The sequence below is a fragment of the Magnetospirillum sp. UT-4 genome (genome assembly GCF_902729435.1).
GTDB lineage: Bacteria > Pseudomonadota > Alphaproteobacteria > Rhodospirillales > Magnetospirillaceae > Magnetospirillum.
Genome location: NZ_CACVCG010000033.1, coordinates 58,688 through 85,686, shown reverse-complemented (window position 1 = coordinate 85,686; position 26,999 = coordinate 58,688). Strand labels below are relative to the sequence as shown.

Annotated in this window: 26 protein-coding genes; 13 read left to right on the top strand and 13 right to left on the bottom strand. The window is 69.7% G+C overall.

Going from position 1 to position 26,999, the window contains the following annotated elements; all coding sequences use genetic code 11:
* Nucleotides 1–54 precede the first annotated feature (54 nt).
* From MTBUT4_RS02725 to MTBUT4_RS02715, 3 genes are all read left to right on the top strand, one after another.
* On the top strand, nucleotides 55–960 hold the full coding sequence (locus tag MTBUT4_RS02725; RefSeq protein WP_173978123.1) for an alpha/beta hydrolase: 906 nt from the start codon (nucleotides 55–57) through the stop codon (nucleotides 958–960).
* 86 nt (nucleotides 961–1,046) lie between these two features.
* A complete protein-coding gene (locus tag MTBUT4_RS02720) occupies nucleotides 1,047–1,841 on the top strand; it encodes a sulfite exporter TauE/SafE family protein (RefSeq protein ID WP_173978122.1) in 795 nt (264 codons plus the stop codon).
* Between the two features lie 3 nt (nucleotides 1,842–1,844).
* Nucleotides 1,845–2,198: a DsrE/DsrF/TusD sulfur relay family protein gene (locus MTBUT4_RS02715; RefSeq protein ID WP_173978121.1), complete on the top strand. Its 354-nt coding sequence runs from the start codon at nucleotides 1,845–1,847 to the stop codon at nucleotides 2,196–2,198.
* Between the two features lie 3 nt (nucleotides 2,199–2,201).
* On the opposite strand, the gene MTBUT4_RS02710 is transcribed toward MTBUT4_RS02715, so the two are convergent.
* The 13 genes from MTBUT4_RS02710 to MTBUT4_RS02650 all read right to left on the bottom strand — a co-directional run bounded on the left by MTBUT4_RS02710 (nucleotide 2,202) and on the right by MTBUT4_RS02650 (nucleotide 17,447).
* Complete coding sequence (locus MTBUT4_RS02710) at nucleotides 2,202–2,891, bottom strand: CBS domain-containing protein (RefSeq protein WP_173978120.1); 690 nt, start codon at nucleotides 2,889–2,891, stop codon at nucleotides 2,202–2,204.
* 8 nt (nucleotides 2,892–2,899) lie between these two features.
* On the bottom strand, nucleotides 2,900–3,844 hold the full coding sequence (locus MTBUT4_RS02705) for a DmsC/YnfH family molybdoenzyme membrane anchor subunit (RefSeq protein ID WP_173978119.1): 945 nt from the start codon (nucleotides 3,842–3,844) through the stop codon (nucleotides 2,900–2,902).
* A 10-nt stretch (nucleotides 3,845–3,854) separates the two neighbouring features.
* Nucleotides 3,855–4,634 (bottom strand): 4Fe-4S dicluster domain-containing protein, encoded by a 780-nt coding sequence (locus MTBUT4_RS02700; protein WP_173978118.1) that lies wholly within the window; start codon nucleotides 4,632–4,634, stop codon nucleotides 3,855–3,857.
* Nucleotides 4,631–7,645 carry a molybdopterin oxidoreductase family protein gene (locus MTBUT4_RS02695; RefSeq protein ID WP_173978117.1) on the bottom strand — a complete coding sequence of 1,005 codons (3,015 nt, stop codon included), beginning with the start codon at nucleotides 7,643–7,645 and terminating at the stop codon, nucleotides 4,631–4,633. Before MTBUT4_RS02695 ends, MTBUT4_RS02700 begins: the two co-directional genes overlap by 4 nt.
* Nucleotides 7,645–8,523 (bottom strand): CoA-binding protein, encoded by an 879-nt coding sequence (locus MTBUT4_RS02690; protein WP_173978116.1) that lies wholly within the window; start codon nucleotides 8,521–8,523, stop codon nucleotides 7,645–7,647. Before MTBUT4_RS02690 ends, MTBUT4_RS02695 begins: the two co-directional genes overlap by 1 nt.
* Entirely contained in the window at nucleotides 8,520–9,635 is a 1,116-nt protein-coding gene (locus tag MTBUT4_RS02685; RefSeq protein ID WP_173978115.1) for a succinate--CoA ligase subunit beta, read from the bottom strand. The genes MTBUT4_RS02690 and MTBUT4_RS02685 overlap by 4 nt, the downstream gene beginning before the upstream one ends.
* A 7-nt stretch (nucleotides 9,636–9,642) precedes the next feature.
* The gene (locus MTBUT4_RS02680) at nucleotides 9,643–11,073 is read right to left on the bottom strand and encodes an aldehyde dehydrogenase family protein (protein ID WP_254434705.1); all 1,431 of its coding nucleotides are present in this window, start codon (nucleotides 11,071–11,073) and stop codon (nucleotides 9,643–9,645) included.
* A complete protein-coding gene (locus tag MTBUT4_RS02675) occupies nucleotides 11,073–12,587 on the bottom strand; it encodes a tripartite tricarboxylate transporter permease (RefSeq protein ID WP_173978114.1) in 1,515 nt (504 codons plus the stop codon). Before MTBUT4_RS02675 ends, MTBUT4_RS02680 begins: the two co-directional genes overlap by 1 nt.
* A 7-nt stretch (nucleotides 12,588–12,594) precedes the next feature.
* A complete protein-coding gene (locus MTBUT4_RS02670) occupies nucleotides 12,595–13,137 on the bottom strand; it encodes a tripartite tricarboxylate transporter TctB family protein (protein WP_173978113.1) in 543 nt (180 codons plus the stop codon).
* 2 nt (nucleotides 13,138–13,139) lie between these two features.
* The gene (locus tag MTBUT4_RS02665) at nucleotides 13,140–14,108 is read right to left on the bottom strand and encodes a tripartite tricarboxylate transporter substrate binding protein (protein ID WP_173978112.1); all 969 of its coding nucleotides are present in this window, start codon (nucleotides 14,106–14,108) and stop codon (nucleotides 13,140–13,142) included.
* Between the two features lie 25 nt (nucleotides 14,109–14,133).
* A complete protein-coding gene (locus MTBUT4_RS02660) occupies nucleotides 14,134–15,066 on the bottom strand; it encodes a bifunctional enoyl-CoA hydratase/phosphate acetyltransferase (protein ID WP_173978111.1) in 933 nt (310 codons plus the stop codon).
* A gap of 9 nt (nucleotides 15,067–15,075) precedes the next feature.
* On the bottom strand, nucleotides 15,076–16,788 hold the full coding sequence (xsc, locus tag MTBUT4_RS02655; protein ID WP_173978110.1) for a sulfoacetaldehyde acetyltransferase: 1,713 nt from the start codon (nucleotides 16,786–16,788) through the stop codon (nucleotides 15,076–15,078).
* A gap of 197 nt (nucleotides 16,789–16,985) precedes the next feature.
* Nucleotides 16,986–17,447: a tetratricopeptide repeat protein gene (locus tag MTBUT4_RS02650; protein WP_173978109.1), complete on the bottom strand. Its 462-nt coding sequence runs from the start codon at nucleotides 17,445–17,447 to the stop codon at nucleotides 16,986–16,988.
* 306 nt (nucleotides 17,448–17,753) lie between these two features.
* Between MTBUT4_RS02650 and MTBUT4_RS02645 the strand changes: the two genes are divergently transcribed.
* The 10 genes from MTBUT4_RS02645 (at nucleotide 17,754) to MTBUT4_RS02600 (ending at nucleotide 26,987) form a co-directional block, all read left to right on the top strand.
* Entirely contained in the window at nucleotides 17,754–18,884 is a 1,131-nt protein-coding gene (locus MTBUT4_RS02645) for a hydrogenase small subunit (RefSeq protein ID WP_217424099.1), read from the top strand.
* Nucleotides 18,885–18,890: 6 nt separating this feature from the next.
* On the top strand, nucleotides 18,891–19,868 hold the full coding sequence (hybA, locus tag MTBUT4_RS02640; RefSeq protein ID WP_173978108.1) for a hydrogenase 2 operon protein HybA: 978 nt from the start codon (nucleotides 18,891–18,893) through the stop codon (nucleotides 19,866–19,868).
* 5 nt (nucleotides 19,869–19,873) lie between these two features.
* Complete coding sequence (gene hybB, locus MTBUT4_RS02635) at nucleotides 19,874–21,073, top strand: Ni/Fe-hydrogenase cytochrome b subunit (protein ID WP_173978107.1); 1,200 nt, start codon at nucleotides 19,874–19,876, stop codon at nucleotides 21,071–21,073.
* Nucleotides 21,074–21,093: 20 nt separating this feature from the next.
* Nucleotides 21,094–22,800, top strand: a complete 1,707-nt coding sequence (locus tag MTBUT4_RS02630) for a nickel-dependent hydrogenase large subunit (protein WP_173978106.1) — start codon at nucleotides 21,094–21,096, stop codon at nucleotides 22,798–22,800.
* A gap of 226 nt (nucleotides 22,801–23,026) precedes the next feature.
* Nucleotides 23,027–23,512, top strand: coding sequence for a HyaD/HybD family hydrogenase maturation endopeptidase (locus MTBUT4_RS02625; RefSeq protein WP_173978105.1), 486 nt, complete (start codon nucleotides 23,027–23,029; stop codon nucleotides 23,510–23,512).
* An 8-nt stretch (nucleotides 23,513–23,520) separates the two neighbouring features.
* Complete coding sequence (locus tag MTBUT4_RS02620) at nucleotides 23,521–23,748, top strand: HypC/HybG/HupF family hydrogenase formation chaperone (RefSeq protein WP_254434704.1); 228 nt, start codon at nucleotides 23,521–23,523, stop codon at nucleotides 23,746–23,748.
* Nucleotides 23,748–24,899, top strand: a complete 1,152-nt coding sequence (locus MTBUT4_RS02615) for a nickel-dependent hydrogenase large subunit (protein ID WP_173978103.1) — start codon at nucleotides 23,748–23,750, stop codon at nucleotides 24,897–24,899. The genes MTBUT4_RS02620 and MTBUT4_RS02615 overlap by 1 nt, the downstream gene beginning before the upstream one ends.
* 3 nt (nucleotides 24,900–24,902) lie before the next feature.
* Complete coding sequence (gene hypA / locus MTBUT4_RS02610) at nucleotides 24,903–25,247, top strand: hydrogenase maturation nickel metallochaperone HypA (RefSeq protein WP_173978102.1); 345 nt, start codon at nucleotides 24,903–24,905, stop codon at nucleotides 25,245–25,247.
* A complete protein-coding gene (gene hypB, locus MTBUT4_RS02605) occupies nucleotides 25,247–26,134 on the top strand; it encodes a hydrogenase nickel incorporation protein HypB (RefSeq protein WP_173978101.1) in 888 nt (295 codons plus the stop codon). The genes hypA and hypB overlap by 1 nt, the downstream gene beginning before the upstream one ends.
* A gap of 4 nt (nucleotides 26,135–26,138) precedes the next feature.
* On the top strand, nucleotides 26,139–26,987 hold the full coding sequence (locus MTBUT4_RS02600; protein WP_173978100.1) for an ABC transporter ATP-binding protein: 849 nt from the start codon (nucleotides 26,139–26,141) through the stop codon (nucleotides 26,985–26,987).
* The last annotated feature ends 12 nt before the right edge of the window (nucleotides 26,988–26,999 follow it).

The window sequence follows — 26,999 nt, the reverse complement described above, 5'->3', positions numbered from 1 at the left end:
GCCCGCGCCCGCCCCGGGTCAACCAGGGCGCCAAGGAAACAAGGGAGAGATGTCATGCGGAAACTGATGCTGGCCGCAATCGCGGCCGTCGCCGTGCTGGGGTCGGGTCCGGCCGCCTGGGCCGCGGACCAGGCGGTGCAGGTCAAGGCGGGCGGCCTGGCGCTGAACGGCACCTTGGCGCTGGCCGGCGGCAAGGCGGTCAAGGACGGGGTGGTGCTGATCACCCACGGCACCCTGGCCCATAACGGCATGGAGATCATCAAGGCCATGCAGGCCGGGCTGGCCGAACGGGGCCTCAGTTCCCTGGCCATCACCCTCGGCCTCGGCCTCGACAACCGCTCGGGCATGTACGATTGCGCCGTGCCGCACCGGCACAAGCACACCGACTCGCTGGACGAGATCGGCGCCTGGCTGGGCTGGCTGAAGGGGCAGGGGGCGTCCAAGGTGGCGCTGCTGGGCCATTCGCGCGGCGGCGCCCAGACCGCCCTGTTCGCCGCCGAGCGCCCCGATCCGGTGGTGACCAAGGTGGTGCTGCTGGCGCCCATGACCTATGACGAGAAGGCCGAGGCGGCCGGCTACCAGGCCCGCTACGGCAAGCCGCTGGCCGGGCCGCTGGCCAAGGCGGCGGCGCTGGTCAAGGCGGGCAAGGGGGCCGAGATGATGACGGATACCGGCTTCATCTACTGCCCCGGCGCCACCGCCAGCGCGGCATCCTTCGTCAGCTACTACCAGCCCGATCCGCGCCTGGGCGTGGTCGCTCCGCTGGCCAGGATCAAGGTGCCGACCCTGGTGATCGCGGCCGCCAACGACGAGGTGGTCAAGGGCCTGCCCGAGGCGGTGGCGCCGCTGGCCGACGGCAAGCGGGTGAAGCTGGTCACCGTGCCCAACGCCGACCACTTCTTCCTCGACCTCGCCGCCGACGATGCCGCCGACGCCATCAAGGCGTTCGTGGCGGAGTAGGTGCAGCGCGGGGTCGCACCCGATTGACGGATCGGGCAGCACCCTCTATTATTCAATAAAATAATTGAATGATAGAGGGTGCGCCCATGTCGTTGCTTGCCATCGCCGCCGGTCTCGCCACCGGCCTCATGCTCGGGCTGTTCGGCAGCGGCGGGTCGATTATCACCCTGCCGGCGCTGATGTACCTTCTGGGTGTCGAGGCCAAGCCGGCCATCGCCATGAGCCTGGGGATCGTCGCCATCACCGCCTCCATCTCCGCCGTCACCCATTGGCGGCGCGGCAACGTCAACGTTCCGGTGGCTGCGATCTTCGGGCTGTTCGGCGTGGCCGGCACCTATGGCGGCGCTCGCCTTGGCGTGATGACTCCCGAACTGGTCCAGTTGCTGCTGTTCGCTGCGATCATGTACGCCGCCGCTTGGCGCATGACCCGCCCCGGTGCGGTTGTGCCGAGGACGGATACGCTGGTGCGCCTGGACTGTTCGGGGGCGGCGACCATGCTCTGCTTCGATGCCTCGCGCGTCGGCCAGGTCGCCGCCCACGGTATCGTCGTCGGAGTGGTCACCGGCATGGTCGGGGTCGGCGGCGGCTTCCTGATCGTTCCCGCCCTGGTCCTGCTGTCCGGCCTGCCCATGAAGCAGGCGGTGGGCACATCGCTGGTCATCGTCTCGGCCAAGTCCGCCGCCGGGTTCGCCGGCTATCTCGGGGCGGTCGCCATCGACTACGCCCTGATGGGTACCTTCACCGCCATCGCGGTGGTGGGGAGCATTCTCGGCGCGGCGGCATCCAGGCGGATGTCCGCCGACGGCCTGAAGACGGGCTTCGCCGTTTTCCTGGCGGTGGTGGCGAGCTACATCGTGTACCGCGAAACAATCGGAGGCTGACCCATGAAGATCGTCATCATCCTCAACGATCCGCCCTATGGGACCGAACGCAGCTACAACGGCCTGCGCCTCGCCCATTCCCTGAAAAAGAACGCCCCCGAGGCGGAGATCACCGTGTTCCTGATGGCCGATGCGGTGCTGTGCGCCAAGGCCGGGCAGAAGACCCCCGAGGGCTTCTACAACATCGAGAAGATGGTCCACCGGGTGACCGGAAGCGGCGGCCGGATGCTGCTGTGCGGCACCTGCATGGATGCCCGTGGGATCGCCGCGGGTGACCTGACCGAGGGGGCGGCCCGCAGCGGCATGGATGCGTTGTCGGCCGCCATCCTGGACGCCGACAAGGTCATGGTGTTCTGACCGTCACACCCCGCCCATGGGGGTGACGCCGACCGTCAGGTTGTCCTCGACGCTGCGGATTCCGGCGATGCTGCGGGCGGCCACGTGCAGGGCGCGGCGTTCGGTGTCCGAGCCGACCAGGCCGCTCAGGCGGGCGGTTCCGTTCTCCACCACCGCGTTGACGCGGGCGATGTCCAGCCATGGCTGGGCGGCCAGCAGGGCCTGCAGCCGGTCCTGCAGCAGGCGGTCGTCGACCAGGGAGTCGCCCGGCGGACGCTGCAGCGCCAGGGTCTTGATCAGGTCCGAACGGCTGACGATGCCGACGACGCGGCCGCCGCGCACCACCGGCACGCGCTTGACCCGGCGGCGCTCGAACAGGTCGACCACGTCCTCGATGGGCGTGTCCTCGGCAACGGTGATGAGGTCGCGCGACATGATGTCGGCGGCGCGGGTGCCGTGGGTGCGGATGAAGTCGGCTGCCTGCAGCGGCCGGCCGGCCAGCAGCCCGGCCCACCACGAGCGGTGCTCGGTGCCCTCGCCCCCGGCCCGCCACATCAGGTCGGCCTCGCTGACCACGCCGACCAGCGTGCCGCCCGAATCGACCACCGGCACGCCGCTGATGTGGCGCGACAGCAGCAACTCGGCGATGGTGGTGAGCGGGGTGTCGGGGGACACCGTGGCGACGTCGCTGGTCATCACTTCGCTGGCATGCATGGCGAGCCTCAGACGGTGGTTGCGCCGTAATAGAGGGTGACGGTGTGGCGGGCCTCGGCGAAGAACAGCCAGCGCTCGATGATGATCCCCAGCGCCACCGCCAGCGCCGCCAGCAGGCTGGCCGGCAGGGCGGCGGCGGGCAGGCCCAGGGCCAGCACGGTGGCCAGCAGCGGCAGGGTGAAGCCCAGGGTGCGGGCGATCAGGCGCAGCCGCACCGAATGCTTGCGGCCGATGGCGAAGCCCATCTCCTTGAGCAGGTAGTTGGGCTCGGAATGGGGCGATTCAAGAAAGCGCACGCGGCCCCATCTGCCCAGCCCGGTGGCGGTCTCGGGGGTGCTGGCGGCGGGGATGGTGCCGATGAAGGTCCAGTAGCCCTCCTTGGCCAGCCCCGACAGGGCGATCAGCACCAGCACCAATGCGTCGAACTCGGGCCGCCCCGCCCGCCACAGATGCAGCAGCGCGTTGAGCAGCACCGCCCCGGTCATCGCCGACAGCAGCAGGTAATTGGGCAGGACCCAGGAATTGTGCCACTGGTGGATGGGCTTCAGCGAGGCGTAGATCATGGCGGTGCAGGCGACGGTGACCACCGCGCCGATGGCGGTGGCGATGCCGCTGGCCCCGGCCACCGCGCCGGTGCGGCCCAGCAGCGCCCAGCTGACGGCGAAGATGGCGGCGGGCAGGAAGGTGACCAGGGCGGCCACGCCCTCGCGGGCCAGCCACGACGACTTCCACTGCGACACCGCCCGCCACGCCCGCTCGGGGTGCCCGAGATGGATCACCGAGGACAGCAGCCCCACCGCCACCAGCCCCAGCGCCAGGCCGGTGGACACCACCGCGAAGGCGCGGCTGTCGGGCAGCAGCCCGGCCGGCCCCAGCAGCGCCAGCAACAGCAGCAGGCCATAGCCGGCCCCGGCGGCGGTGGTGAAGAAGATGATGGAGAAGGCGGGATGCATGCTCTGTCACCTACCGCGACAGCACGCGGTCGGCCCAGCGGGCCAGCAGGTTGAGGTTGGCCGGCGGGGAGACGGCGGGGGCGGTGGAGATGGCCACCGGCACCGCCCGCGCCGGGCGCGGCGGCAGGTACTTGTTGACCGGCTTGTAGCCGATCTCGGGCATCAGGTCGAAGCCGCCGCGGTCCGCCACCAGCCGCGAGACGTTGGAGCTGGGATCGCCGAGATCGCCGAAATGGCGGGCCGAGACCGGGCAGACCATGACGCAGGCCGGCACCCGGTCGACCTCCTCCAGGTTCTTGTTGTAGATGCGGTCGATGCACAGGGTGCATTTCTTCATGGTGCCGGTATCGGTATCGAATTCGCGGGCGCCGTAGGGGCAGGCCCACGAGCACAGCTTGCAGCCGATGCACAGATCCTCGTCGACCAGCACGATACCGTCCTCGGCCCGCTTGTAGCTGGCCCCGGTAGGGCAGACGGTGACGCAGTCGGGGGTCTCGCAATGCAGGCAGGATTTGGGGAAATGGGTGGTGCGCGACGCGCCGCAACCGGCCACCGCGCTCCCCGATTCCACCCCCGCCTCGAACGTGTGGATGCGGTTGAACCACACCCCGTCGGGGGCGCGGCCATAGGGCTCCAGGTCGGTCAGCGGCGCCATGTGGCCGCCGGTGTTCCACTCCTTGCAGGCCACCGCGCAGGCGTGGCAGCCGACGCAGGTGTCGAGATCGATGACCAGCCCCAGCTTCTTCTGGTGGCCGTCGGCGGCGGGGCTGGCGGTGGGTAGCGAGGTCACGGCTGCTTGCTCCTCTCGCGGGCGCGCTGGCGGCGGCGGGTGCGCAGCCAGGTGCCGTAGCTGTTGATGGACGGCGATGGCGCCATGCCGGCCGGCAGGCCCTGGGGCTCGGCCTGGGGCGAGGTCTCGCCGGCCTCGTCGGCGGTCGCCGGTTCGATGGCGACCCGCAGGTCGTACCAGGCCGCCTGGCCGGTCACCGGGTCGGAATTGGAGAAGCGGGCGCCGCCGCGGTCGGGCAGCAATTCGTTGATGATGTGGTTGAGCAGGAAGCCTTGATGCGCCTCGGGCGCGTCCGCCTTCAGGTTCCACGCCCCCTGGCGCTTGCCGATGGCGTTCCAGGTCCACACGGTGTGGCGGTTGACCCCCTCCATCAGGCGCAGCCGCGCCTTGATGCGGCCATGCGGGCTGGCGATCCACACCCAGTCGCCGTTGGCCAGGCCCAGCTCGACACCCAGCGCCCGGCTCATGAAGATGTCGTTGTGGGCGTAGATCTGGCGCAGCCAGGCATTGTGCGAGCCCCAGGAATGATACATGGGCATGGGCCGCTGGGTGATGGCCGATAGCGGATACGCGGCCTGGTCGAAGGCCTCGTGCTCCAGCGGCTCGTACCACAGCGGCAGCGGATCGAAATAGGTGGCGATGCGCGGGCGCAGGTGGTCCGGCGGCTGGCGCTCGCCGAAGCCCTGGGCGGCGAGGCGGAAGCGCTGCAGCGGCTCGCTCCACAACTGGTGCACCACCGGCTCGGCGCGCTCGATGAAGCCCAGGCGCACCGCCGTTTCCAGGTAGTCCTTGTTGGCATGCTTGAAGAAGCGCTGCTCGGGCGGCAGCTCCTGCATCCAGAAGCAGTCGTTCTCCATGTAGCGCTCAAGCTGGTCCGGGTTGGGTTCGCCCCGCCCGTGCTCGGTGCCGTCGCGGCCGCGCCAGCCGGCCAGCGGCCCCAGCCCGGGCTGGCGCTGGTGGTTGACGATGTAGTCGGGATAGCCCCCCGGATAGCGCGCGCTGCCGTCCGGGTTGGCGAAGGCCGGCAGGCCCAGGCGTACCCCCAGCTCGATCAGCACGTCCTGGAACGGCCGCACATCGCGGTCGGGCGCCACCACCGGCCGGCGGATGGCGTCGGCGGGGCCGTCGGCGCTGCCGATGGGGCGGTCCAGCAGCGAGATGCAGTCCCAGCGCTCCAGATAGGTGGTGTCGGGCAGCACCAGATCGGCGAAGGACACGGTCTCGGAATCGAAGGCGTCGGAATAGACGATGAAGGGGATGCGGTATTCGCCGGTCGCCGGGTCCCGGTCGGTCAGCATGCGCATGACCGCGCCGGTGTGCATGGACGAGTTCCACGCCATGTTCGACATGTAGAGGAACAGCGTGTCGATGGGATAGGGATCGCCGGCCCAGGCGTTGGTGATCACCATGTGCAGCATGCCGTGCACCGCCAGCGGGTATTCCCACGAGAACGCCTTGTCCAGGCGCTCGGGCCGGCCGGCGGCATCCACCAGCAGATGCTCGGGTCCCAGCGGATAGCCCAGCGGGCTGCCGGCCAGGGGCTTGCCGGCGGCCGGCTCGCCGCGCCAGCCGGCGGGGAACGGACCCGGCGGCGCCGGGCGGGGATAGGGCGGCTTGTAGCGCCAGCCGCCGGGCACGTCGACGCTGCCCAGCAGCAATTGCAGCAGGTGCAGCGCGCGGCAGGTGTGGAAGCCGTTGGAATGGGCCGAGATGCCGCGCATGGCGTGCATGGCGACGGGACGCCCGATCATGCGGTCGTGGCGCCGCCCGGCCCAGTCGGTCCACGGCTGCTCGATCACCACCTGCTGCTGGAAGGCGACGTGGGCGATCTCGCCGGCGATGCGGCGGATGGTCTCGGCGGCGATGCCGCAGCGCTCGGCCACCGCCTCCGGCGCATAGGACGGGTCGAGGTAGCGCGCCGCCATCAGCTGGAACACCGGCACCGCGAAGCGGCCGTCGGGCAGCCGCTTCTCGCCCACCAGCAGCGGCGACAGATCGGCCCGCTCGGCCGGTACTGCGGTGTCGGCATCGCGGTCCCAGGCCAGCACCCGGCCCTGGCCGTCGCGGGCGAACAGGCCGTCATCGGCGCCGCCGGGATTGCGCACCACCAGCCACGGCGCGTTGGTGTAGCGGACCAGGTAGTCGAGGTCGATCCGGTCGGCCTTCAGCAACTCGTGCACCAGGGCCAGGGCGAACAGGCCGTCGGTGCCGGGGCGGATGCCGATCCATTCGTCGGCGATGGCGTTGTAGCCGGTCTTCACCGGGTTGATGCCGACGATCTTGGCCCCCGAGGCCTTCAGGCGCGACAGGCCGATCTTGATGGGGTTGCTGTCGTGGTCCTCGGCGACGCCGAACAGCAGCAGGTAGCGCGCCCGCTCCCAGTCCGGCTCGCCGAACTCCCAGAAGCTGCCGCCCAGGGTGTACATGCCGCCGGCCGCCATGTTGACCGAGCAGAAGCCGCCATGGGCGGCGTAGTTGGGGGTGCCGAACTGGGCCGCCCAATAGCCGGTCAGCGACTGGCTCTGGTCGCGCCCGGTGAAGAAGGCCAGCCTGGCCGGGTCGGTGTCGCGGATGCGGCGCAGCCGCTCGGTCACGATGGTCAGCGCCTCGTCCCAGCCGATGGCGCGGAACTCGCCCTTGCCGCGTTCGCCGGTCCGCAGCAGCGGGCTGCGCAGCCGGGCCGGCGAATATTGTTGCATGATGCCGGCCGAGCCCTTGCCGCAGATGACGCCGCGGTTGACCGGGTGGTTGCGGTTGCCGTCGATGAAGCGGATGCGGCCTTCCTGCAGGTGCACCTTCACGCCGCAGCGGCAGGCGCACATGTAGCAGGTGGTGGTCTTGACCTCGTCCTCGACCTCGGGCGACAGCTCGACCCGTTCCCTGGGCGCGGTGAAGCGCTGCCACCAGGACTCCTTGCGCGGCCTGGGATCGGCGCTGCCCGACACCTCGGTCGGCTGGGGATCGAAGGCGAAGCGCGGCAGGTCGTGAGGGTCGCCCGGACCGTCCGCCATCAATGCACCGTCCGTCCGCCCTGGCGCAGCGCCTCGACGATGCCGGCGGGGGTGTCGGCGACCACCACGCCGGCCTCCTCCAGCGCCGCGCGCTTCGAGGCGTAGCTGCCGCGATTGCCCATGACGATGGCCCCGGCATGGCCCATCTTCTTGCCCGGCGGCGAGGCGGCGCCGGCGATGAACGACACCACCGGCTTGGTCATGGTGGCGGCGAAGGCCGCCGCCTCCTCCTCCATGGCGCCGCCGATCTCGCCCACCAGCACCACCGCGTCGGTGTTGGCATCGGCCTCGAAGGCGGCCAGGGCGTCGCGGCTGGTGGTCCCCACCATGGGATCGCCGCCGATGCCGATGAAGGCCGATTCGCCCATGCCCTCGGCCACCAGATTGAGGCAGACGAGGGTGCCGAGGCTGCCCGAACGCGAGATCACCCCCACCCGCCCGGGCTTGAACACCCGGTCGTTGAAGGCCGGCATGATGCCGACGAAGCACTCGCCCGGGGTCACCAGGCCGGCGGTGTTGGGGCCGACGATGCGGGTCCCCGATTCCCGCGCCGCGGCGTGGATGCGCATGACGTCGTGGCTGGGGATGTGCTCGGTCAGGATGATCAGGGTCCTGACCCCGGCGCGGCAGGCATCCTCGGCGGCGGCCAGGGCGGCGGCGGGCGGGATGAACATCACCGCCACGTCCACCGGCTCGACCTCGGCCGCCTCCTCGGCGGTGGCGAAGACCGGCACGTTGCAGTGGATCTCACCCGCCCGCTTGGGGTTGACGCCCCCCACCACGTTGGTGCCGTAGGCCTGCATCTGCTCGGTCCAGAAGGTGCCCTGCTTGCCGGTGATGCCCTGGACCAGGACCCGGTCGCTGCCGTGTAGGATCATCGTGCCGCCTCCACCGCCGCGCGGACCGCGTCTTCCATGCGGTCATAGGGTTCGAAGCCCAGGCGCTCGCGCACCAGGCGCACCGCCTCGTCCTCGTTGGTGCCGTGGATCGAGAAGAAGGCCGGCAGGTTGGGCCGCAGCTCCAGCCAGGCCTTGACCACCCCCTCGGCCATCACGTCGGTGCGGGCGAAGGCGCCGCAGAAATTGATGATCAGGCTTTTGACCCCGGGATTGGCCAGCACCAGCTCCAGCGCCGGGGTGGCCTTGGTATAGGCCTCGCCGCCGATTTCCAGGAAGTTGGCCGGCTTGCCGCCGAAATGGGCGATGACGTCCATGGTGGTCATGGTCAGGCCGGCGCCGTTGGCCAGGACGCCGACGCTGCCGTCCAGCTCGATGTATTTGAGCCCGAGGTCGCGGCCGCGCTGCTCCAGCCGGGTCATGCGCTCGGCCGCCCCCCAGCCGGCGATGTCGGGCTGGCGGAAGGCGCTGGACTCATCCAGGACGAACTTGCAGTCCAGCGCCACCAGCCGCCCGTCCCGCAGCTCGGCCAGCGGGTTGATCTCCACCAGCTCGGCGTCGCGGGTCCGCCACACCCGGTAGAGGTCGGCGAGGAAGCCGGCGGTGGCCGCCGGCACGTCGAGGCCGGCCAGCATGCCGGCGGCGGCGGTGATGTCGAAGCCCTCGCGGATGCCGGGACTGGCGCGGCGGATGGCCTCGGGGTGGCTGTCGGCCACCTCCTCGATGTCCATGCCGCCCTCGGTCGAGAACATCACCAGCGGGCCGCGGCTGGCCGGGTCGTCCAGCACCGCGGCATAGAACTCGCGGGCGATGTCGGCCTTTTCCTCGACCAGCAGGCGCTCGACCACGTAGCCGCCGATCATCATGCCCAGGATGTCCTCGGCGCACGAGGCCGCCTCCTCGGGGGTGTCGGCGACCTTGACTCCGCCCGACTTGCCGCGCTTGCCGGCCGGCACCTGGGCCTTGATCACCACCGGTCCGATCTCGACGGCGATGGCTTCGGCCTCCTCGGCCGACTGGGCCAGCCGGCCCCGGGGCACCGCCAGCCCGTCCTGGGCGAGGATGCGCTTGCCTGCATATTCTTCGAAGTTCATGAGGTCCTCACTTGCCGTATTTTTCCCAATGGCGGCCGAACAGCTCGTCCTCGCCCGGTTTGTCCTCGGGAATGGGGGTGACCAGGTGGGTGATGTTGAGGAAGTGGCGGTAGTTCAGGTTCTCGGTGATGCTGTTCCTGCCCCAGGTGCCGCAGCCCATGGACAGGGTGAAGTTGAGCCCGCTGTTGAAGCCGCCGCCATTGCCGAAGGTGTGGGCGAAGTTGACCAGCACCCGCACCACCTCCAGCTCCTCGGCGAGGCGGCGGGCGTGGTCCATGTCGTTGGTGTGGATGCCGCAGGAATGGCCGCGCCCCTGGAAGTCGAGGATGCGCCGCACCTGGTCCTTGGCGGCGTTGAAATCGGCGGCGCGGTAGACGGCCAGGACCAGCGACAGCTTCTCGCCCGAGAACGGGTGCGCCTTGCCCACCCCGTCCTCCTCGACCATGAAGAAGCGGGCCTTCTTCGCCTCCTCGGGCAGGCCGACCCGCTCGGCGAACACCGCCGCGTCGCGGGCGATGAGATCGCGGCTGAGCTTGCCGCCCTTGAACAGCGCCTCCTGGATGCGCCTGGCCTGGTCGGGCGGGGCCAGCCAGCCGCCGGCCCGCTCCAGCGCGGCGATGGCCTGGTCGTAGACCGAATCCAGGATCACCAGCGAATTCTCCGACGAGCACGAGGTGGCGTTGTCGAAGCACTTGGAGTCGCGGATCTTCCCGGCGGCGGCGTCGAAATCGGCGGTCTCGTCGATGATCACCGGCACGTTGCCGGCGCCGACTCCGATGGCCGGGGTGCCGCTGCCATAGCCGGCGCGGACGTTGTTCTGCGAGCCGGTGATGACGACCAGGTCGACCGCCTTCATCAGCGCCTCGGTGAGCGGCTTCGAGGCGTCGGGCAGCACCTGCACCAGATCGGCGGGCAGATTGATGGCGGCCAGCGCGTCGCGCATCAGCTCGACGGTGCGGGCGGTGGTCTGCATGCCGCTGGGCGAGGGCGAGACGATCACCGCGTTGCGCCCCTTCAGCGCCATCATCGCCTTGTTGACCGGGGTCGCCGACGGGTTGGTCGAGGGGGTGACCGCCGCCACCACCCCCACCGGCTTGGCGTATTTCACCAGCCCCAGGGCGGGATCCTCCTCGATCACCCCGACCGAGCGCGCCCGCAGCAGGTCGCGCAGGGTGCCGAAGGTCTTGCGCTGGTTCTTGGTCACCTTGTCCTCGACATTGCCCAGCCCGGTGTCCTTGACCGCCAGCTCGGCCAGCATGCGGGCGTTTTCGGGCTTGTAGAGCGCCCAGGCCAGCGCGGTCACCGCCTCGTCGGCGCGCTCCTGCGAGGCGTTGGCGAAGGTGCGCTGGGCGCGCCGGGCGCGCTCGACCACCTCGCCGACGACCTGTTGTTCGTTGCCGCCGCCGGTATCGGCGTGCTTGGGGGATGGCATCGGCATCACGTGTACCCTTTCCTGGATTTTCCCTGGCGCCCGATCAGCGCACGGAGGAGCGGCCACAGCGACCACAGGACGAACAGGGCGGCGAGGCCCAGGATGGTGGCGCTGATGGGACGCTGGACGAAGATGGTGTAGTCGTTGTCGTAATTGGCCAGCGAGGTGAGGAAGTAGCGCTCGGCCAGCGGCCCCAGGATCACCCCCAGCACCAGCGGCGCCGAGGGGAAGCCGGTGCGCTTCATGACGTAGCCGAGGGCGCCGAAGGCCAGGCACACCCAGACGTCGAAGAAGTTGTTCCGCACCCCGTAGGCGCCGACGATGCTGAGCACGATGATGAAGGCCCCGAGGATCGCCGGCGGGGTGCGCATCAGGGTCGAGAAGCCGCGCGACACCAGCGCCGCGGCGACGATCATCAGCAGGTTGGCGAGCAGCATGCTGGCGAAGATGGTGTAGACCGTCTCGACGCTGCCGGTGAACAGCAGCGGCCCCGGGCTGACCCCGTGCAGCATCATCGCCGCCAGCATGATGGCGGTGGCGGCACTGCCCGGAATCCCCAGGGTCAGCAACGGGATCAGGGCGGCGCCGGTGGTGGCGTTCTTGGCCGCTTCGGGGGCGGCCAGGCCCTGCTCGATACCGGTGCCGAAGTCGCGGCCGCGGCCCGAGGCCTGCTTCTCGACGCCGTAGGCGATGACCGCGCCGACGGTGGCGCCGGCCCCGGGGATCATGCCGATCATGCAGCCGATGCCGGTGCCGCGCCCGATGGAGCCCTTGATCCGCCACAGATCGCCCGCCGACAGGCCGCGCCCGCCGCCACCCTCGCGGCGCACCGATAAATCGGGCTTGGCGGCGATCAGATCGACCACCTCGCCGATGGCGAACAGGCCGATCATCACCACCGTGAAATTGATGCCGCTCTGCATCTCGGAGACGCCGAAGCCGAAGCGCGGCAGGCCGTACATGGGATCGACCCCGATGGTGCCGATCAGCATGCCGATGAACAGCGACAGCATGCTGATCACCGGCCGGTCCTTGGCGATGGCGATCACCGACAGCAGGCCCAGGACGGTGGCGGCGAAGAATTCCGGCTGGTCGAAGCGCAGCGCGAACTGGGCGAAGGGCGGCGCGGCGAAGGTCAGCAGGATGGCGCTGACCAGCCCGCCGGTGGCCGAGGCGGTGATGGCGATGGCCAGCGCCCGCCGCGACTGGCCCTTGCGGGTCAGGGGATAGCCTTCCCAGCAGGCCGGCAGCGAGGCCGGGGTGCCGGGGATGTTGATGAGAATGGACGAGATCGAGCCGCCGAACACCCCGCCGGCATAGATGCCGCCAAGGAAGGCCATGGCCTGGGTCGGCGCCATCAGATAGGTGAAGGGCAACGCCATGGCCATGGCGTTGACGAACGAGATGCCGGGCAGCGCGCCGGCGACCACGCCGACCAGCAGGCCGATCACCAGCACGGCGAAGTTGAACGGCTGGAACGCTCCGGCGAAGCCGGCACCGATCAGGTCGAAGACTTCCATTTTGCCCTCAATAGATGCCGATGGCCTGATACAGCCCGGTGGTGGCGGCGGTGAAGACGCCGCGGCCGCGATCCAGCGGCATCTGCGCCAGGGCGACGAAGACGTAGAGCAGCACCACGGTGCCGATGGCCGCCACCGGGACCAGCACCACCGCCCGCCGGATCCCGCCCAGGACGCACCAGGCGGCCAGGAACAGCAGCGTCGCCACGGCGAAGCCCATCATCTCGATGGCGTAGCCGTAGGCGAAGGTCATCGCCACCCCGGCCCAGGCCAGCCGCCGGTTATAGACGGGGCGGCCGGCCGCCGCCGGTGCGGCCTCGGGCGGCGGCGCGCGCAGGCCGGCCCAAACCACCCGCACCAGCCAGAACGCGGCGCACAAGCCGACCAGCCACAGCAGCATGGTCGGCCACAGCGTCGGCCCGGCCTCGCCCTCGCCCACCAGCGCCGCCGCCTCGGGATTGGGCAGCAGATAGCCGGGCAGCACCAGCGCGGCCACCACGATCAGCGCCGGTGGCGCCGCGCGGAGGAGAAGGGCGGTGGCGCGGGTCATGGCTATTTCTGGCTCTGCTGCTCGGCGCCGAAGCGGTCCAGGTAGCCCTTCACCGTGTCGTGGAACTTCACCACCACCTGCTGCGCCTGATCGGGGGTCATCTTCTCGGTGCAGGTATAGGTCTCGCGGCAGAATTTCTGCCATTCCGGCTTGTCGAGCACCTGGTTCATGGCGGCGGCCAGGCGGTCGACGATCTCCTTGGGTGTCTTGGCCGGCACCGCGATGGTGCGGAAATTGGGCAGGTCGCTGATCTGCAGCCCCAGTTCCATCGACGCGGTCACGTCGGGGAAGGACTCGTGGCGCTTGGCGTCGAACACCATCAGCGGCCGCAGGTCGCCCGACTTGATGAACTGGGCGACGTCGCCCGGCTCCTCGTACAGGGCGTCGGTGTGGCCGCCGACGGTCGAGGCATAGCGCTCGGCCGGCTTGGCGAAGGGCACGTTCTTGGCCTGGAAGCCCTGCGAGGCGAGGTAGCGGACGGTGATGTCGTCCTGGGTGCCCAGGCCCGAGGTCGCCACCCGCAGCTTGCCCGGATTGGCCTTGGCGGCATCGAGGAACTCCCGTGCCGTCTTGTACGGGCTGTTCTTGGGCACGAACAGCATGGACGGCGAGTTCTGCATCATCGCCACCACCTGGAAGTCCGAGGGCTTGGCGGTGCCCAGGCCGGCCGCCCACGACGACACCGACAGGGCGATCAGGGTGGCGACCGAATAGCCGTCGGCGGGGTTGGTCAGCAGCCGCGTCAGCCCGGCATTGCCCGACGCGCCGGAGATGTTGGCGACCGGGATCGCCACGCCCAGCACCGGCTCGGCCAGCCGGGCGGTCTGGCGCCCCATCAGGTCGGCGCCGCCGCCGGGGCCGAAGGTGACGATCATCTCGATGGGCCGCGACGGGTACTTCTCCTGGGCCAAGGCGGGCGAGATAGCGAGCAGGCCGGCGAGCGCGGAGACGGCAATCTTCGATGCGGTCATGGCGTGTTCTCCCGGTAGTTGATCTTCAGTGCCGGAGCGCGGATGCGTGCTCCTCGGCCAGCAGGCGGGCGACGGTGGCGGAATTCAGGCGCGCCTCGGGGCTGTCGGCGCGCGAGGTCAGCATGATCGGCACCGAGGCCCCCAGCACCACCCCGGCGGCGCTGGCGCCCATGAAATGGACCATCATCTTGAACAGGGCGTTGCCGGCATCGATGTCGGCCACCACCAGGGCGTCGGCATGGCCGGCCACCGGATGGTCGATGCCCTTGACCCGCGCCGCGTCCGGCGACATGGCGACGTCGAAGGGCAGCGGGCCGTGGACCAGGGCGTTCTTGACGGCGCCGTCGCGGCAGCGCGCCGCCACCTCGGCCGCCTCCAGCGACGACTGGATGCGGTCGGTGACCTCCTCGGTGCTGGACAGCAGCGCCACCCGGGGCTCGGGGATGGACAGCGCATGGGCGAGATCGACCACGTTGCGCACGATGTCCACCTTGGCCTCCACCGAGGGCCGGATGTTGACCGCCGCGTCCGAGACGATCAGGCCGCGCGTCCAGCCCGGCACCGCCATGAAGAAGGCGTGGGTGAAGCGCCGTCCCGCCCGCAGCCCGCCCTGCTTCTGCAGCGCCGCCAGCATCAGGGTGTCGGTGTGCAGGTGGCCCTTCATCACCGCCATGCACTCGCCGTCATGGGCCAGCGCCACCGCGCGCCGCGCCGCATCGGCGTCGTCGCCGGCCCGCTCGATGCGCACGCCGTCCAGCGGCCAGCCCATCTCCTTGGCCATGCGGCGGATGTCCATGGCATCGCCCACCAGCACCGGCTCCAGCACCCCCTGCTCGCGCGCCTGCCGCGCCCCGGCCAGGGCGTAGGGCGAGGCGGCGGCGGCCACCGCGGTCGGCATCGGCGGCAGCCGGCGCGCGGTTTCCAGCAGGCGGATGGGACAGGCGTAATGCAGCGGCATGGCGGACCCTCAGGCGACCGAATAGGCGCGGTACTTGTCGAGCATGCGGGCCGGTTTCTTCAGGGCGTCGCGGCGGAACGGCTCGCCCAGCGCCTGGGTCACCATGACCTCCAGGATGGTCGGCCGGTTCGAGGCCGCCGCCTGGCGCAGGGCGTCGCCCAGCTGGTCGCGCTGGTCGATGCGCATTCCCTCGGCGCCCATGGCCTTGGCCACCGCGGCGAAGCTGGGGTTTTCCAGGTTGGTGCCGACGAAGCGGTTGGCGTAGTAGTCGATCTGGTTCTTCTTCTCGGCCCCCCATTGGCCGTTGTTGAACACCACCGCCACCACCGGGATGTTCTCGCGCACGCAGGTCAGCGTCTCCTGCAGGCTCATGCCCCAGGCGCCGTCGCCGACATAGGCGATGGCCGGGCGGTCGGGGCAGGCGACCTTGCAGCCCATGGCGGTGGGGAACGCGTAGCCGCAATTGCCGAAGCTCATGGCGGCGAAGAAGCTGTTGGGGCGGGTGAAGGTGAGATGGCTGTTGGACAGCGAGCAGATGTTGCCGATGTCGGTGGTCACCATGGCGTCCGCCGGCATCGCCTTCTCCAGTTCGCGCAGGGCGGCGCGCGGGGCGATCGGGCTGCCGGTGTCGGCGCATTGGGAATCCAGCTCCTGCTGCCAGTCCTGCCTGGCCCGGCGGATTTCCGCCATGCGCTGGTCGCGGTTGCCGTGGGCGGCCGGGCTCAGGGCCTGGAGCCGGCGCAGGATCTCGGCGGCGGCCAGCCCGGCATCGCCAAGGACGCCGATCCCGATCGGCTTGACCAGCCCGAGCATGCGGTGGTCGATATCGACCTGGATGATGCGGGCATTCTTCGGCCAGTAATCGATGCCGTATTGCGGCAGGGTGCCGAACGGCCCCAGCCGGGTGCCCAGGGCCAGCACCACGTCGGCCTGGGACATGATCGCCATGGCCGCCTTCGAGCCGTTATAGCCGAGCGGGCCGCACATCAGCTCGTGCCCGTCCGGGAAGGAATCGTTGTGCAGGTAGCTGGCCACCACCGGCGCCCCCAGGTGCTCGGCCAGCGCCACCGCCTGCGGCACGCCGCCCGCCATCACCACGCCGCCGCCCGAGATGATCACCGGGAAGCTGGCCTGGGCCAGCATCTCCGCCGCCTGCTGCAGGCTGTCCGGTCCGCCGGCCGAGCGCTCGATGCGCAGCGGGCTGGGAATCTGGACGTCGATCTGGCCGTAGAAGAAGTCGCGCGGGATGTTGACCTGGGTCGGGCCGCGCTCGAACATGGCCAGGTCGAAGGCCCGGGCGGTGAACTCGGCGATGCGGTCGGGGCGGTTCACGTGGCCCTGCCAGCGGGTGATCTTCTCGAAGAAGGGCATCTGCTCGACTTCCTGGAAGCCGCCGTGGCCCATGGTCGCGGTGCCCGATTCCGGGGTCAGGCAGACCACCGGCGAATGGGCCCAATAGGCGGCGGCGATGGCGGTGACGAAATTGCTGATGCCGGGACCGTTCTGGGCGATGCACACGCCATGGCGGCCGCTGGCCCGGGCATAGCCGTCGGCCATGTGCCCGGCGCCCTGCTCGTGGGCGGTGGAGATGAAGCGGATGCCGGCCGGCTCGAACAGGTCGAGGGCGTCCATGAACGCCGACCCGACGATGCCGAAGACGTCGGTCACGCCGTTGGCGGCCAGGGTTTCGACAAAGGCTTCGCTGGGCGTCATGGTCGGCATGCAGCTTTCTCCATGTCGAAAGGGTGAGACTTGCGCGCCACCTCATGTTGCGCCGCAATAAAGGCGGGCAGCTTCACGTCGAATGACTGTCAGTTAAGGTCGCGCCGGGCCGGCGGCAGCCGTTTGGTGGGCTGATGGGCCAAGTGGGTAGCGCTTACGGAATTTGCGCCGTGGCCCGGTCGCGATGGGGGTATGGATCAGATTTCGGCGAGATGCCGCCGCGCCGTCTCGGCCCAGCTTCCGTCACCGTCGAGTTCGAGGTAGCGGCGCCAGTGGCGCCGCGCCTCCTGCCGCCGCCCGGCCCATTGGCAGCACTGGGCCAGGTTGTAATGGGCGTCGGCATAGGCCGGATCGGCCGCCACCGCACGGGTCAGGCAGCGGATGGCGGCGGCCAGGTTGCCGGTCTCGGCCAGCAGCAGGCCGCGGTTGTACCACGCCTCGGCCAGGTCCGGCCGGTGCCGCAGCGCCTCGCCATAGGCCCGGGCGGCCTCGTCGTAGAGGCCGCATTCCCACAGGATGGTACCCAGGTTGAACCACGCCTCGGCGAAGCCGGGAAGCAGCGCCAGCGCCCTGCGATAGGCGGCGACGGCGTCCAGGGGGTGATCGGCCCGCTCGGCGGCGACCCCCGTCTCGAACCATTCCTCCGCCGACCGCGCCATGGCACCCCCCGCACCCTCGATGCCGGCCCGAGGATAGGGGGAACAGGTTCCCGCCCGGTTAAGTCCGGAGGTAAAAACGCTTTGCAATGATGATTAGCAAATATCCAATCCGCGGCCGGGTGCGCGGCCTGAACCCGCAGGGTCCGTGCCGTTTTCCCCACCCGATGGGTTTGGCATGACCTTTGCGCAGGGGTCTATCCAAAGAAATAAGACCATCGGGAAACGTCTCCGCCCGGCCGCCGCGACGGTGGCCGCTTCGACCTTTCCCGGTGCTCGCCCCACGCGTTCTTGGAGAGGTGCGGACCGATGCTCGACGATTGCCAGACCACCTTGGAAACCGACGTGGAGGCCCGCTTCGGCATCCAGCGCCGCGACTTCATGAAGTTCTGCGCCGCCCTGGCCGCCACCATGGGCCTGCCCAAGGGCGCGGATGCCCAGATCGCCGCGGCCATCACCAAGAAGGAACGCCCCTCGGTCATCTGGCTGCACCACCAGGAATGCACCGGCTGCTCGGAATCGCTGCTCAGGTCCGAGCACCCGACGCTGGAGAAGCTGATCCTCGACATCATCTCGCTGGACTACCACGAGACCCTGTTCGCCGCCGCCGGCCACCAGGCCGAGGCCGCCCGCCTGGCCGCCATGGAGAAGAACAAGGGCAAGTACATCCTGGTGGTGGAAGGCGCCATCCCGACCAAGGACGGCGGCATCTACTGCAAGATCGGCGGCCAGACCTCGCTGGAGCTGACCCGGCAATGCGCCGAGCACGCGGCGGCCATCGTCGCGGTGGGGTCGTGCGCCTCGTGGGGCGGCATGCCCTCGACCCCGCCCAACCCGACCGGCTCGGCCGGCGTCGGCGAGGCCCTGGGCCGCAAGGACATCGTCACCATCCCCGGCTGCCCGCCCAACCCCTACAACATCCTGGCCACCGTGGTGCACTTCCTGACCTTCGGCAAGCTGCCGGCGCTGGACGACAAGGGCCGGCCGCTGTTCGCCTATGGCCGCCTGATCCACGAGAATTGCGAGCGCCGCGCCCATTTCGACGCCGGCCGCTTCGCCCTGGACTTCGGCGACGAGGGCCACCGCAAGGGCTATTGCCTCTACAAGCTGGGCTGCAAGGGTCCCGAGACCTACGCCAACTGCCCCTCGATCCTGTTCAACGACGTCGGCACCGGCTCGTGGCCGGTGGGGACGGGGCATCCGTGCATCGGCTGCACCGAGAAGGGCATCGGCTTCGCCAAGCCCATCCATGCCCTGGCCGAGCTGCAGAACCAGCGGCCGCCGGCGGGCTATCCGCGCATTTCCGAGGAGCAGGGGACGGGCGCCACGGCCGGCGCCGCCGCGCTGGTGGCCGGCATCGCCGGCGTCGCGGTCGGGGCCGGCGCGGTGCTGGCCAAGAACCTGGGCAAGTCCGAAAAGTCCGAGGACGGACAGGAGTAGCCGCCCATGACCATCAATCGACGCGACTTCCTGTGCCGGGCGGCGGCCGGAACGGCGGCCGTATCGGCCACCGCCGTGCTGGCCCCGGCCCCGGCCGAGGCCCGCGGCAACCTGCCGATCCCCGAACAGGCGGTGGGGCTGCTGTACGATTCCACCCTGTGCATCGGCTGCAAGGCCTGCATGTCCGCCTGCAAGGAGGCCAACCAGCTGGGCCTCGAGGACAATGTGGGCGAAAAGCTGTGGGACACCCCGCTGGAGCTGTCGGGCAAGACCTACACGGTCATCAAGATCTACCAGCACGGCACCATGGCCGAGAAGGACAAGGCCGAGAACGGCTTCGCCCACCTGAAGCGCCAGTGCCTGCACTGCGCCGATCCCTCGTGCGTCTCGGCCTGCCCGGTCAACGCCATGACCAAGGACGGCCCGCTGGGCATCGTCGAGTACGACAAGGACGCCTGCATCGGCTGCCGCTACTGCGTCGCCGCCTGCCCGTTCGGGGTGCCGCAGTTCCAGTACGACACGCCGACCCCCGAGATCGCCAAGTGCCAGCTGTGCAAGCACCTGCTGGCCGAGGGCCGCATCCCGGCCTGCGCCCAGTCCTGCCCCACCGGCGCCACCCTGTTCGGCAGCTATCCGGCGCTGTCGGCCGAGATCGACCGGCGCAAGGCGATGGCGCCCGGCGCCGCCGCCACCTTCCCGCGGCGCACGGTGGATTCGGGCGACGTGCACGAAAAGGCGGCGCCCCAGTACGTCGAGCACGTCTACGGCCAGTCCGAGGTCGGCGGCACCCAGGTGCGCTACCTGTCGGGGGTTCCCTTCGACAAGCTGGGCCTGCCCACCGGTTTGCCGGAGCGGTCCTATTCCTCGGTCTCCGAGACGCTGCAGCACACCCTTTACGGCTACCTGGCGGCACCGGCGGTGGTGCTGGGCGGCCTGGTCGTCGCCGCCCTGCGCGGCGCGCGCGATCACCACGACGAGGAGTGAGGCGCATGGAAACCACCTACAAGATCCCCAGCGAGGTGGTCGCCGCCAAGGTCGACCATCGCCCGCGCCCGCTGGGCGGCCCATGGATCACCCCGGTGACCACCGTCCTGGCCATCCTCGCCGTGATCGGACTCTACTTCATCCTCAAGCGCTTCATCTTCGGCCTGGGGGCGGTCGCCAACATCAACAACGGCTTCCCCTGGGGCATCTGGATCGCCTGGGACGTGGTCATCGGGACCGGCCTGGCCTGCGGCGGCTACGTCATGGCGCTGATGACCTACATCCTGAACCGCGGCGAATACCATCCGCTGGTGCGCCCGGCCCTGACCGCCTCGCTGTTCGGCTACAGCCTGGGCGGTCTGTCGGTGCTGGTCGATCTGGGCCGCTGGTGGAACTTCTGGCACATCCTGTCGCCGGCCTATTTCCATCCCGATTCTGTGATGTTCGAAGTGGCCATGTGCATTGCCATCTACATCATGGTGATGTGGATCGAGTTCACCCCCGCCTTCCTGGAAAAGTGGGGGATGCGGGACGCCAAGGCCAAGCTGAACAAGGCCATGCCGTACTTCATCGCGCTGGGCGTGCTGCTGCCGACCATGCATCAAAGCTCGCTGGGTTCGCTGCTGGTGGTCTACGGCTACCAGATCCACGGGCTGTGGCAGACGGTGATGCTGCCGCTGCTGTTCCTGACCTCGGCCATCGGCTTCGGCTTCGCCATGGTGATCTTCGAGGCGGCCTGGGCCTCGGCCGGGTTCAAGCGCGACATCCGCCCCGAACTGCCGATGCTGGCCAAGATCGGCAAGATCCTGATGGGGGTGATGGCGGCGTACCTGATCCTGCGGCTGGGCGACCTCATCGTCGGCGGCCGCATCGGGCTGGTCTTCACCTCGGGTTTCCTCAGCCTGATGTTCCTGATCGAGATGGCGCTGTTCGCGGTGCCGCTGGTGATTCTGTCCAAGCCGGCCAACCGCAAGCGTCTGTCCAAGCTGTTCATCGCCGCCTGCTCGATGATCGCCGCCGGCGCGCTGTACCGCATCGACGCCTTCCTGGTCGCCTACCAGACCGGGCCGGGCTGGAACTACTTCCCCAGCGTGCCGGAGATCATGGTCACGGTCGGCCTCGTGGCCATCGAGATCCTGGCCTACATCGTCTTCGTCCGCTTCTTCCCCGTCCTTCCCGGCCATTCCAGCGCGCCCGTCCGCTGAGCCCTCAAGGAGTGTGAACCGTGTCCAAGCGAATCACCATCGACCCCATCACCCGCATCGAGGGCCACCTGCGCATCGACGTCGAGGTGGACAACGGCAAGGTCACCAAGGCGTGGTCGTCGGGCCAGATGTGGCGCGGCGTCGAACTCATCCTGCTCGGCCGCGATCCGCGTGACGCCTGGGCCATCACCCAGCGCATCTGCGGCGTCTGCACCACCGTCCACGCCATCACCTCGGTGCGCGCGGTGGAGAACGCGCTGGGCCTGGACGTGCCGGTGAACGCCCAGTTCATCCGCAACATGATCGCCTCGGCCCATGCCCTGCACGACCACATCGTGCATTTCTACCACCTCTCGGCGCTCGACTTCGTCGATGTGGTCTCGGCGCTGAAGGCCGATCCGGCCAAGGCCTCGGCGGTGGCGGAATCGCTGTCCGACTGGCCGATGAACTCGAAGCAGGTGATGGCCCAGACCCAGGACAAGCTGAAGACCTTCGTCGGCAGCGGCCAGTTGGGTCCCTTCGCCAACGGCTATTGGGGCCACCCGGCCATGAAGCTGTCGCCGGAAGTCAACCTGCTGGCGGTGGCCCACTACCTGCAGGCGCTGGAGGCCCAGCGCCACGCCAACAAGATCGTCACCATCCTGGGCTCGAAGTCGCCGCACATCCAGAACCTGGCGGTGGGCGGCGTCTCCAACCCCATCGCCACCGATTCCCAGTCGGTGCTGACCATCGAGCGCCTGCTGGCGGTCAAGGAGCACATCGACGCCCTGGGCGACTTCGTGCGCAAGGTCTACCTGCCCGACGTCGCCGCCATCGGCGCCTTCTACGCCGACTGGACCAAGTACGGCGCCGGCGTGAAGAACTACATCTCGTCGCCCGACTTCCCCATGGATTCCAAGGGCACCCAGTTCATGGTGCCGGGCGGCCACGTGCCGGGCGGCGACCTCTCCAAGTACAAGCCGTTCACCAAGTTCGGCGACGAGTACCTGATGAAGGGCGTCGAGGAATCGGTCAAGCACGCCTGGTACGAATATTCCAAGCCCGGCCCGCTGCACCCCTATGAGGGCGAGACCAAGCCGCACTACACCGACTTCCAGGACGACGGCAAGTACAGCTGGCTGAAGGCCCCCACCTTCTATGGCGAGCGCGCCCAGGTGGGACCGCTGGCCAACGTGCTGTGCGGCCTGGCCGCCGGCCACCAGCCGACCATCACCTACGCCACCAAGACGCTGGAGACGGTGGGCAGCCTGCTCGGGACCAAGGTCGGGCCGGAGATCCTGCACTCCACCATCGGCCGCCACGCCGCCCGCGCCATCCGGTCCGGCGTCATGCAGGAGGTGCTGGCACAGAACTGGGCCATGCTGATCGAGAACATCGGCAAGGGCGACGTCGCCACCTTCAACAAGCCGGTCTTCCCCAAGGGCGAGGTCATGGGCTTCGGCATGCACGAGGCGCCGCGCGGCCTGCTGTCCCACTGGACGGTCATCCGGGACGGCAAGATCGCCAATTACCAGTGCGTGGTGCCCTCGACCTGGAACGCCGGCCCGCGCGACGAGAAGGACGCCATCGGCCCCTACGAGGCCTCGCTGATGGACAACCCCATCGCCGATGCCGAACTGCCGCTGGAGGTCCTGCGCACGGTCCATTCCTTCGACCCCTGCCTGGCCTGCGCCGTCCACGTCCAGGACGAGGAAGGCAACCCGGTGGTGCAGGTGAAGGCGCTGTAGCGTATATTACCCCTCCCCCCGGCGAAGCCGGGGGGAGGTCGGGAGGCGATGGCCTTGCCGTATCCGTAGCCTCATCCTGAGGAGCCCCCTTTGGGGGCGTCCCGAAGGGTGAGGCGGGCCAAGGGTATGGTGCGACGGGCATCGTGCGACGGGCCACGTCCTTCGAGACGCCGCCTTCGGCGGCTCCTCAGGATGAGGCCCGAACCAGAAAGAGGGTGTGCGTTTCATGCGGGCAGTGGTTCTGGGCGTCGGCAACATCCTGATGTCGGACGAAGGGGTGGGGGTCCACGCCGTCACCCGGCTGATGGAGGAGTACCAACTGCCGCCCGAGGTCGAGGCCATCGACGGCGGCACCTCGGGCATGGACTGCCTGGACCGCATCGCCGACGCCGATCTGCTGCTGATCGCCGATTGCATGCGGCGCAAGGACACCGCCCCCGGCAGCATCACCCGCATCGCCGACGACGAGATCGCGGCCTATTTCCGCACCCGCATCTCGCCGCACCAGGTCGGGCTGTCGGACGTGCTGGCCGCCTGCACCTTCCAGGGCATCGCGCCGAAGAAGGTGGTGATGATCGGGGTGCAGCCCGAATCCTTCGACACCGCCATGGAGCTGACCCCCGCCGTCGCCGCCGTGCTGCCCGAGGTCATCGACCGCCTGATCGCCGAGCTGGGCGCCGCCGGCATCGCCGTCGCGGCCAAGGCGGCCTGAGCATGTGCATGGCGGTTCCCTCGCGCATCGTCGCCATCGACGGCGCCGTCGCCACCGTCGAGGCGTTCGGCCAGACCCGCCAGTGCAGCCTGATGCTGCTGGGCGAGGAGGCGGCGGTGGGCGACTACGTCATCCTGGGCGCCGGCGGCACCTTCGCCGCCGAAAAGGTGCCCGAGGAGGCCGCCCTGGCGGCGCTCGACTATCTCGCCGAGGTGCTGGAGTCGGGCCGGGCCTGATGCTGCCCGAGTCCCGCATCCATATCGCCCTGCGCACTTCCGCCGGCCGGGTGGCGGCGGTCGAGGTGCGCTCCACCCGCATGGTCGAGGCCGCCGGCCGCTTCGCCGGGCGCCGCCCGGACGAGGTTCTCGCCATCCTGCCGCTGGTGTTCTCGCTGTGCGGCACCGCGCAGGCCCTGGCGGCGGTGGCGGCGGTGGAGGACGCCGCCGGCATCGTACCGTCGCGGCCCCAAATCGCCGCGCGGCGCCTGCTGCTGCTGGCCGAGACGGTGTCCGAGCACGGCCTGGGCATCGCCCGGGACTGGCCGGCGCTGGTGGGCGAAGCGGCCGATCTGGGGGGCGCCAAGACCTTGAAGACCGCCATGGCGGCCATCCGCCCGGCCCTCTATCCGGCCGGCGACTGGGCGGTTCCGGGCGGCGGCGGGCTGGTCCCTGACCGCTTCCGGGTGCAGGACGCCCTGGCCGATGCCGGGGCGGCGCTGGTGGCGATGACCGGCTTCCGCCTGTGCCATGCCATCGACGATTCCGAGGCCTTCGCCGCCGTGCTGGCGCACCCGTCCACCGCGCCGGCCCGCCTGCTGGCCGGCCTGGGCGAGGATGCCGGCTTCGGCGCGCAGCCCTTCGAGCCCATGCCGGCGGGCGGCCCCGCCGACCTGAATGCCCGCCTGGCCGCCGATGCGGATGGCGGCTTCCTGGCGCGGCCGGACATGGGCGGACGGGTGCCCGAGACCGGCCCGCTGGCCCGCCAGGCCATGCTGCCGCCGGTGGCCGCGCTGCTGGCCCGGCACGGCACCGGGGTGCTGCCCCGTCTCGCCGCGCGGCTGGCCGATGCCGCATCGGCCTTGCGGGAGATGGCGACCCTCGTGCAGGATTTGGCCGAGACGCCGCCTTCCCCGATCCGCCCCGCCCAGGGGAGCGGCCTGGGGGTGGTGGAGGCGGCGCGCGGCCTGCTCGCCCATCGCATCGAACTGGAGGACGGATTGGTCAGCCGCTACCAGATCCTGGCGCCCACCGAGTGGAACTTCCACCCCGGCGGCGCGCTGGCCCGCGGCCTCGCCGGCGCCATCGCCGACGACCGGCTCGAGGCCCGCGCCCGGCTGCTGGTCCATGCCCTCGACCCCTGCGTCGCCTGCACCGTGGCGGTGGACTAGGCCATGCACGAAATGTCGCTGACCGAGGGGGTGATCCGCATCCTGGAGGACCAGGCGGCGACGCACGATTTCACCCGGGTGAAGACGGTGTGGCTGGAGATCGGCGAATTGTCCAGCGTGGACCCCGAATCCATGCTGTTCTGCTTCGACGCGGTGGCCCGCGGCTCGGCCGTCGCCGCCGGGGCGAAGCTGGAAATCGTGCGGGTGGCGGGCCGCGCCTTCTGCCTGGATTGCGCCGAGGCGGTGGCGCTGGGGCATCGCGGCGATCCCTGCCCGCGCTGCGGCGGCTGGAGCCTGCAGGTCACCGCCGGCGAGGAGATGCGGGTCAAGGAACTGGAGGTGGAGTGATGTGCACGGTCTGCGGCTGCGGCGACTCCAAGGTGGAACACGGCCACCACCACGACCACGACCATGGCCATGACCACCATCATGACCATGACCACCACCACGATCACGACCACGGCGACGTGCATTTCGGCCACGGCCTGGCGGGCGTCCACGTTCCCGGCCTCAGCCAGGGCCGCATCGTCCAGATCGAGGCCGACATCCTGGGCAGGAACAATCACCAGGCGGCGCACAACCGCGCCACCCTGGCCGAGCGCGGCATCTTCGCCCTCAACCTGGTCTCCAGCCCCGGCTCGGGCAAGACCACCCTGCTGTGCCGCACCATCGAGGCGCTGGCCGGGCGCTTTCCCGTGGCGGTGATCGAGGGCGACCAGCAGACCAGCTTCGACGCCGACCGCATCCGCGCCACCGGCGCCCCGGCCATCCAGGTCAACACCGGCAAGGGCTGCCACCTGGATGCCGACATGGTGGCCAAGGCCCTGGACCGCCTGTCGCCGCCCGAGGATTCGGCCCTGTTCATCGAGAATGTCGGCAATCTGGTCTGTCCCGCCGCCTTCGATCTCGGCGAGGCCTACAAGGTGGCGGTGCTCTCGGTCACCGAGGGCGAGGACAAGCCCTTGAAATATCCCGACATGTTCCATGCCGCCGGGATGATGATCCTGAACAAGACCGATCTGCTGCCGCACCTGGATTTCGACGTCGAGCGCTGTATCGGCTATGCCCGCCGGGTCAACCCGGACATCGTGGTGCTGAGGCTGTCGGCCCGCAGCGGCGAGGGCATGGACGAATGGCTGGCCTGGGTCGCCGAGGGCCGCCGCCGCGCCGTCGCCGAAAAGGTCCGCCGCCTGGAAGAACGCCTGGCGGCGGCCAAGGCGAGCTTGGGAGCATAGGCACATGGACGCCGCCCCGAAACCGGTCGCTTCCGTCGAGGTGCGCGGCGTCAATTCCCATTACGGCAGCCGTCAGATCCTCAAGAACGTTTCGCTCACCGTCGAGCCGGGCGAGATCTTCGTCATCATGGGCGGGTCGGGCTCGGGCAAGACCACGCTGCTCAACCATCTGCTCGGCCTGCTCACCCCGAGTTCGGGCACCGTCCGCATCCTGGGCAAGGACATCAACACCATCGACCGGATGGAGAAGCAGCAGCTGCGCACCCGCATGGGGGTGGCGTTCCAGTCCGGCGCCCTGTTCTCGAGCATGAGCGTGGGCGACAACATCGCCCTGCCGCTGCGCGAGCACACCGGCCTGGACGAGACCACCATCGGCATCGTCACCCGCCTCAAGTTGGAGGTGGTCAGCCTGGCCGGGTTCGAGGACCTGATGCCGGCCGAGCTGTCCGGCGGCATGATCAAGCGCGCCGCCTTCGCCCGCGCCATCGTCATGGACCCCAAGCTGCTGTTCTGCGACGAGCCCTCGGCCGGCCTCGATCCGGTGGTGGCGGCCAGCATCGACGACCTCATCCTGCGCCTGCGCGACGCCATGGGGATGAGCGTGGTGGTGGTCACCCACGACCTCGATTCCGCCTTCAAGATCGCCGACCGCATTTGTGTGCTGGACAAGGGCGAGGTCCTGGCCTTGGATACCGTCGAGGGGATTCGCGCCTCGACCAGCGAGCGCATCCAGAATCTGCTGAACCGCCGGACCGAGGAGGCCGAGATCGACCCCGACGCCTATCTGCGCCGGCTGCTCGGCGAGAAAGCCAAGGACGGCGACGACGAACCGCCGATGAGGGAGCGGCTATGAAGGACGCGCAGC

Coding starts and splice junctions, on each gene's coding strand:
- MTBUT4_RS02725 (WP_173978123.1), top strand. CDS start 55: ATGCGGAAACTGATGCTGGCCGCAATCGCGGCCGTCGCCGTGCTGGGG.
- MTBUT4_RS02720 (WP_173978122.1), top strand. CDS start 1,047: ATGTCGTTGCTTGCCATCGCCGCCGGTCTCGCCACCGGCCTCATGCTC.
- MTBUT4_RS02715 (WP_173978121.1), top strand. CDS start 1,845: ATGAAGATCGTCATCATCCTCAACGATCCGCCCTATGGGACCGAACGC.
- MTBUT4_RS02710 (WP_173978120.1), bottom strand. CDS start 2,891: ATGCATGCCAGCGAAGTGATGACCAGCGACGTCGCCACGGTGTCCCCC.
- MTBUT4_RS02705 (WP_173978119.1), bottom strand. CDS start 3,844: ATGCATCCCGCCTTCTCCATCATCTTCTTCACCACCGCCGCCGGGGCC.
- MTBUT4_RS02695 (WP_173978117.1), bottom strand. CDS start 7,645: ATGGCGGACGGTCCGGGCGACCCTCACGACCTGCCGCGCTTCGCCTTC.
- MTBUT4_RS02690 (WP_173978116.1), bottom strand. CDS start 8,523: ATGATCCTACACGGCAGCGACCGGGTCCTGGTCCAGGGCATCACCGGC.
- MTBUT4_RS02685 (WP_173978115.1), bottom strand. CDS start 9,635: ATGAACTTCGAAGAATATGCAGGCAAGCGCATCCTCGCCCAGGACGGG.
- MTBUT4_RS02680 (WP_254434705.1), bottom strand. CDS start 11,073: ATGCCGATGCCATCCCCCAAGCACGCCGATACCGGCGGCGGCAACGAA.
- MTBUT4_RS02675 (WP_173978114.1), bottom strand. CDS start 12,587: ATGGAAGTCTTCGACCTGATCGGTGCCGGCTTCGCCGGAGCGTTCCAG.
- MTBUT4_RS02670 (WP_173978113.1), bottom strand. CDS start 13,137: ATGACCCGCGCCACCGCCCTTCTCCTCCGCGCGGCGCCACCGGCGCTG.
- MTBUT4_RS02665 (WP_173978112.1), bottom strand. CDS start 14,108: ATGACCGCATCGAAGATTGCCGTCTCCGCGCTCGCCGGCCTGCTCGCT.
- MTBUT4_RS02660 (WP_173978111.1), bottom strand. CDS start 15,066: ATGCCGCTGCATTACGCCTGTCCCATCCGCCTGCTGGAAACCGCGCGC.
- xsc (WP_173978110.1), bottom strand. CDS start 16,788: ATGCCGACCATGACGCCCAGCGAAGCCTTTGTCGAAACCCTGGCCGCC.
- MTBUT4_RS02650 (WP_173978109.1), bottom strand. CDS start 17,447: ATGGCGCGGTCGGCGGAGGAATGGTTCGAGACGGGGGTCGCCGCCGAG.
- MTBUT4_RS02645 (WP_217424099.1), top strand. CDS start 17,754: ATGCTCGACGATTGCCAGACCACCTTGGAAACCGACGTGGAGGCCCGC.
- hybA (WP_173978108.1), top strand. CDS start 18,891: ATGACCATCAATCGACGCGACTTCCTGTGCCGGGCGGCGGCCGGAACG.
- hybB (WP_173978107.1), top strand. CDS start 19,874: ATGGAAACCACCTACAAGATCCCCAGCGAGGTGGTCGCCGCCAAGGTC.
- MTBUT4_RS02625 (WP_173978105.1), top strand. CDS start 23,027: ATGCGGGCAGTGGTTCTGGGCGTCGGCAACATCCTGATGTCGGACGAA.
- MTBUT4_RS02620 (WP_254434704.1), top strand. CDS start 23,521: ATGGCGGTTCCCTCGCGCATCGTCGCCATCGACGGCGCCGTCGCCACC.
- MTBUT4_RS02615 (WP_173978103.1), top strand. CDS start 23,748: ATGCTGCCCGAGTCCCGCATCCATATCGCCCTGCGCACTTCCGCCGGC.
- hypA (WP_173978102.1), top strand. CDS start 24,903: ATGCACGAAATGTCGCTGACCGAGGGGGTGATCCGCATCCTGGAGGAC.
- hypB (WP_173978101.1), top strand. CDS start 25,247: ATGTGCACGGTCTGCGGCTGCGGCGACTCCAAGGTGGAACACGGCCAC.
- MTBUT4_RS02600 (WP_173978100.1), top strand. CDS start 26,139: ATGGACGCCGCCCCGAAACCGGTCGCTTCCGTCGAGGTGCGCGGCGTC.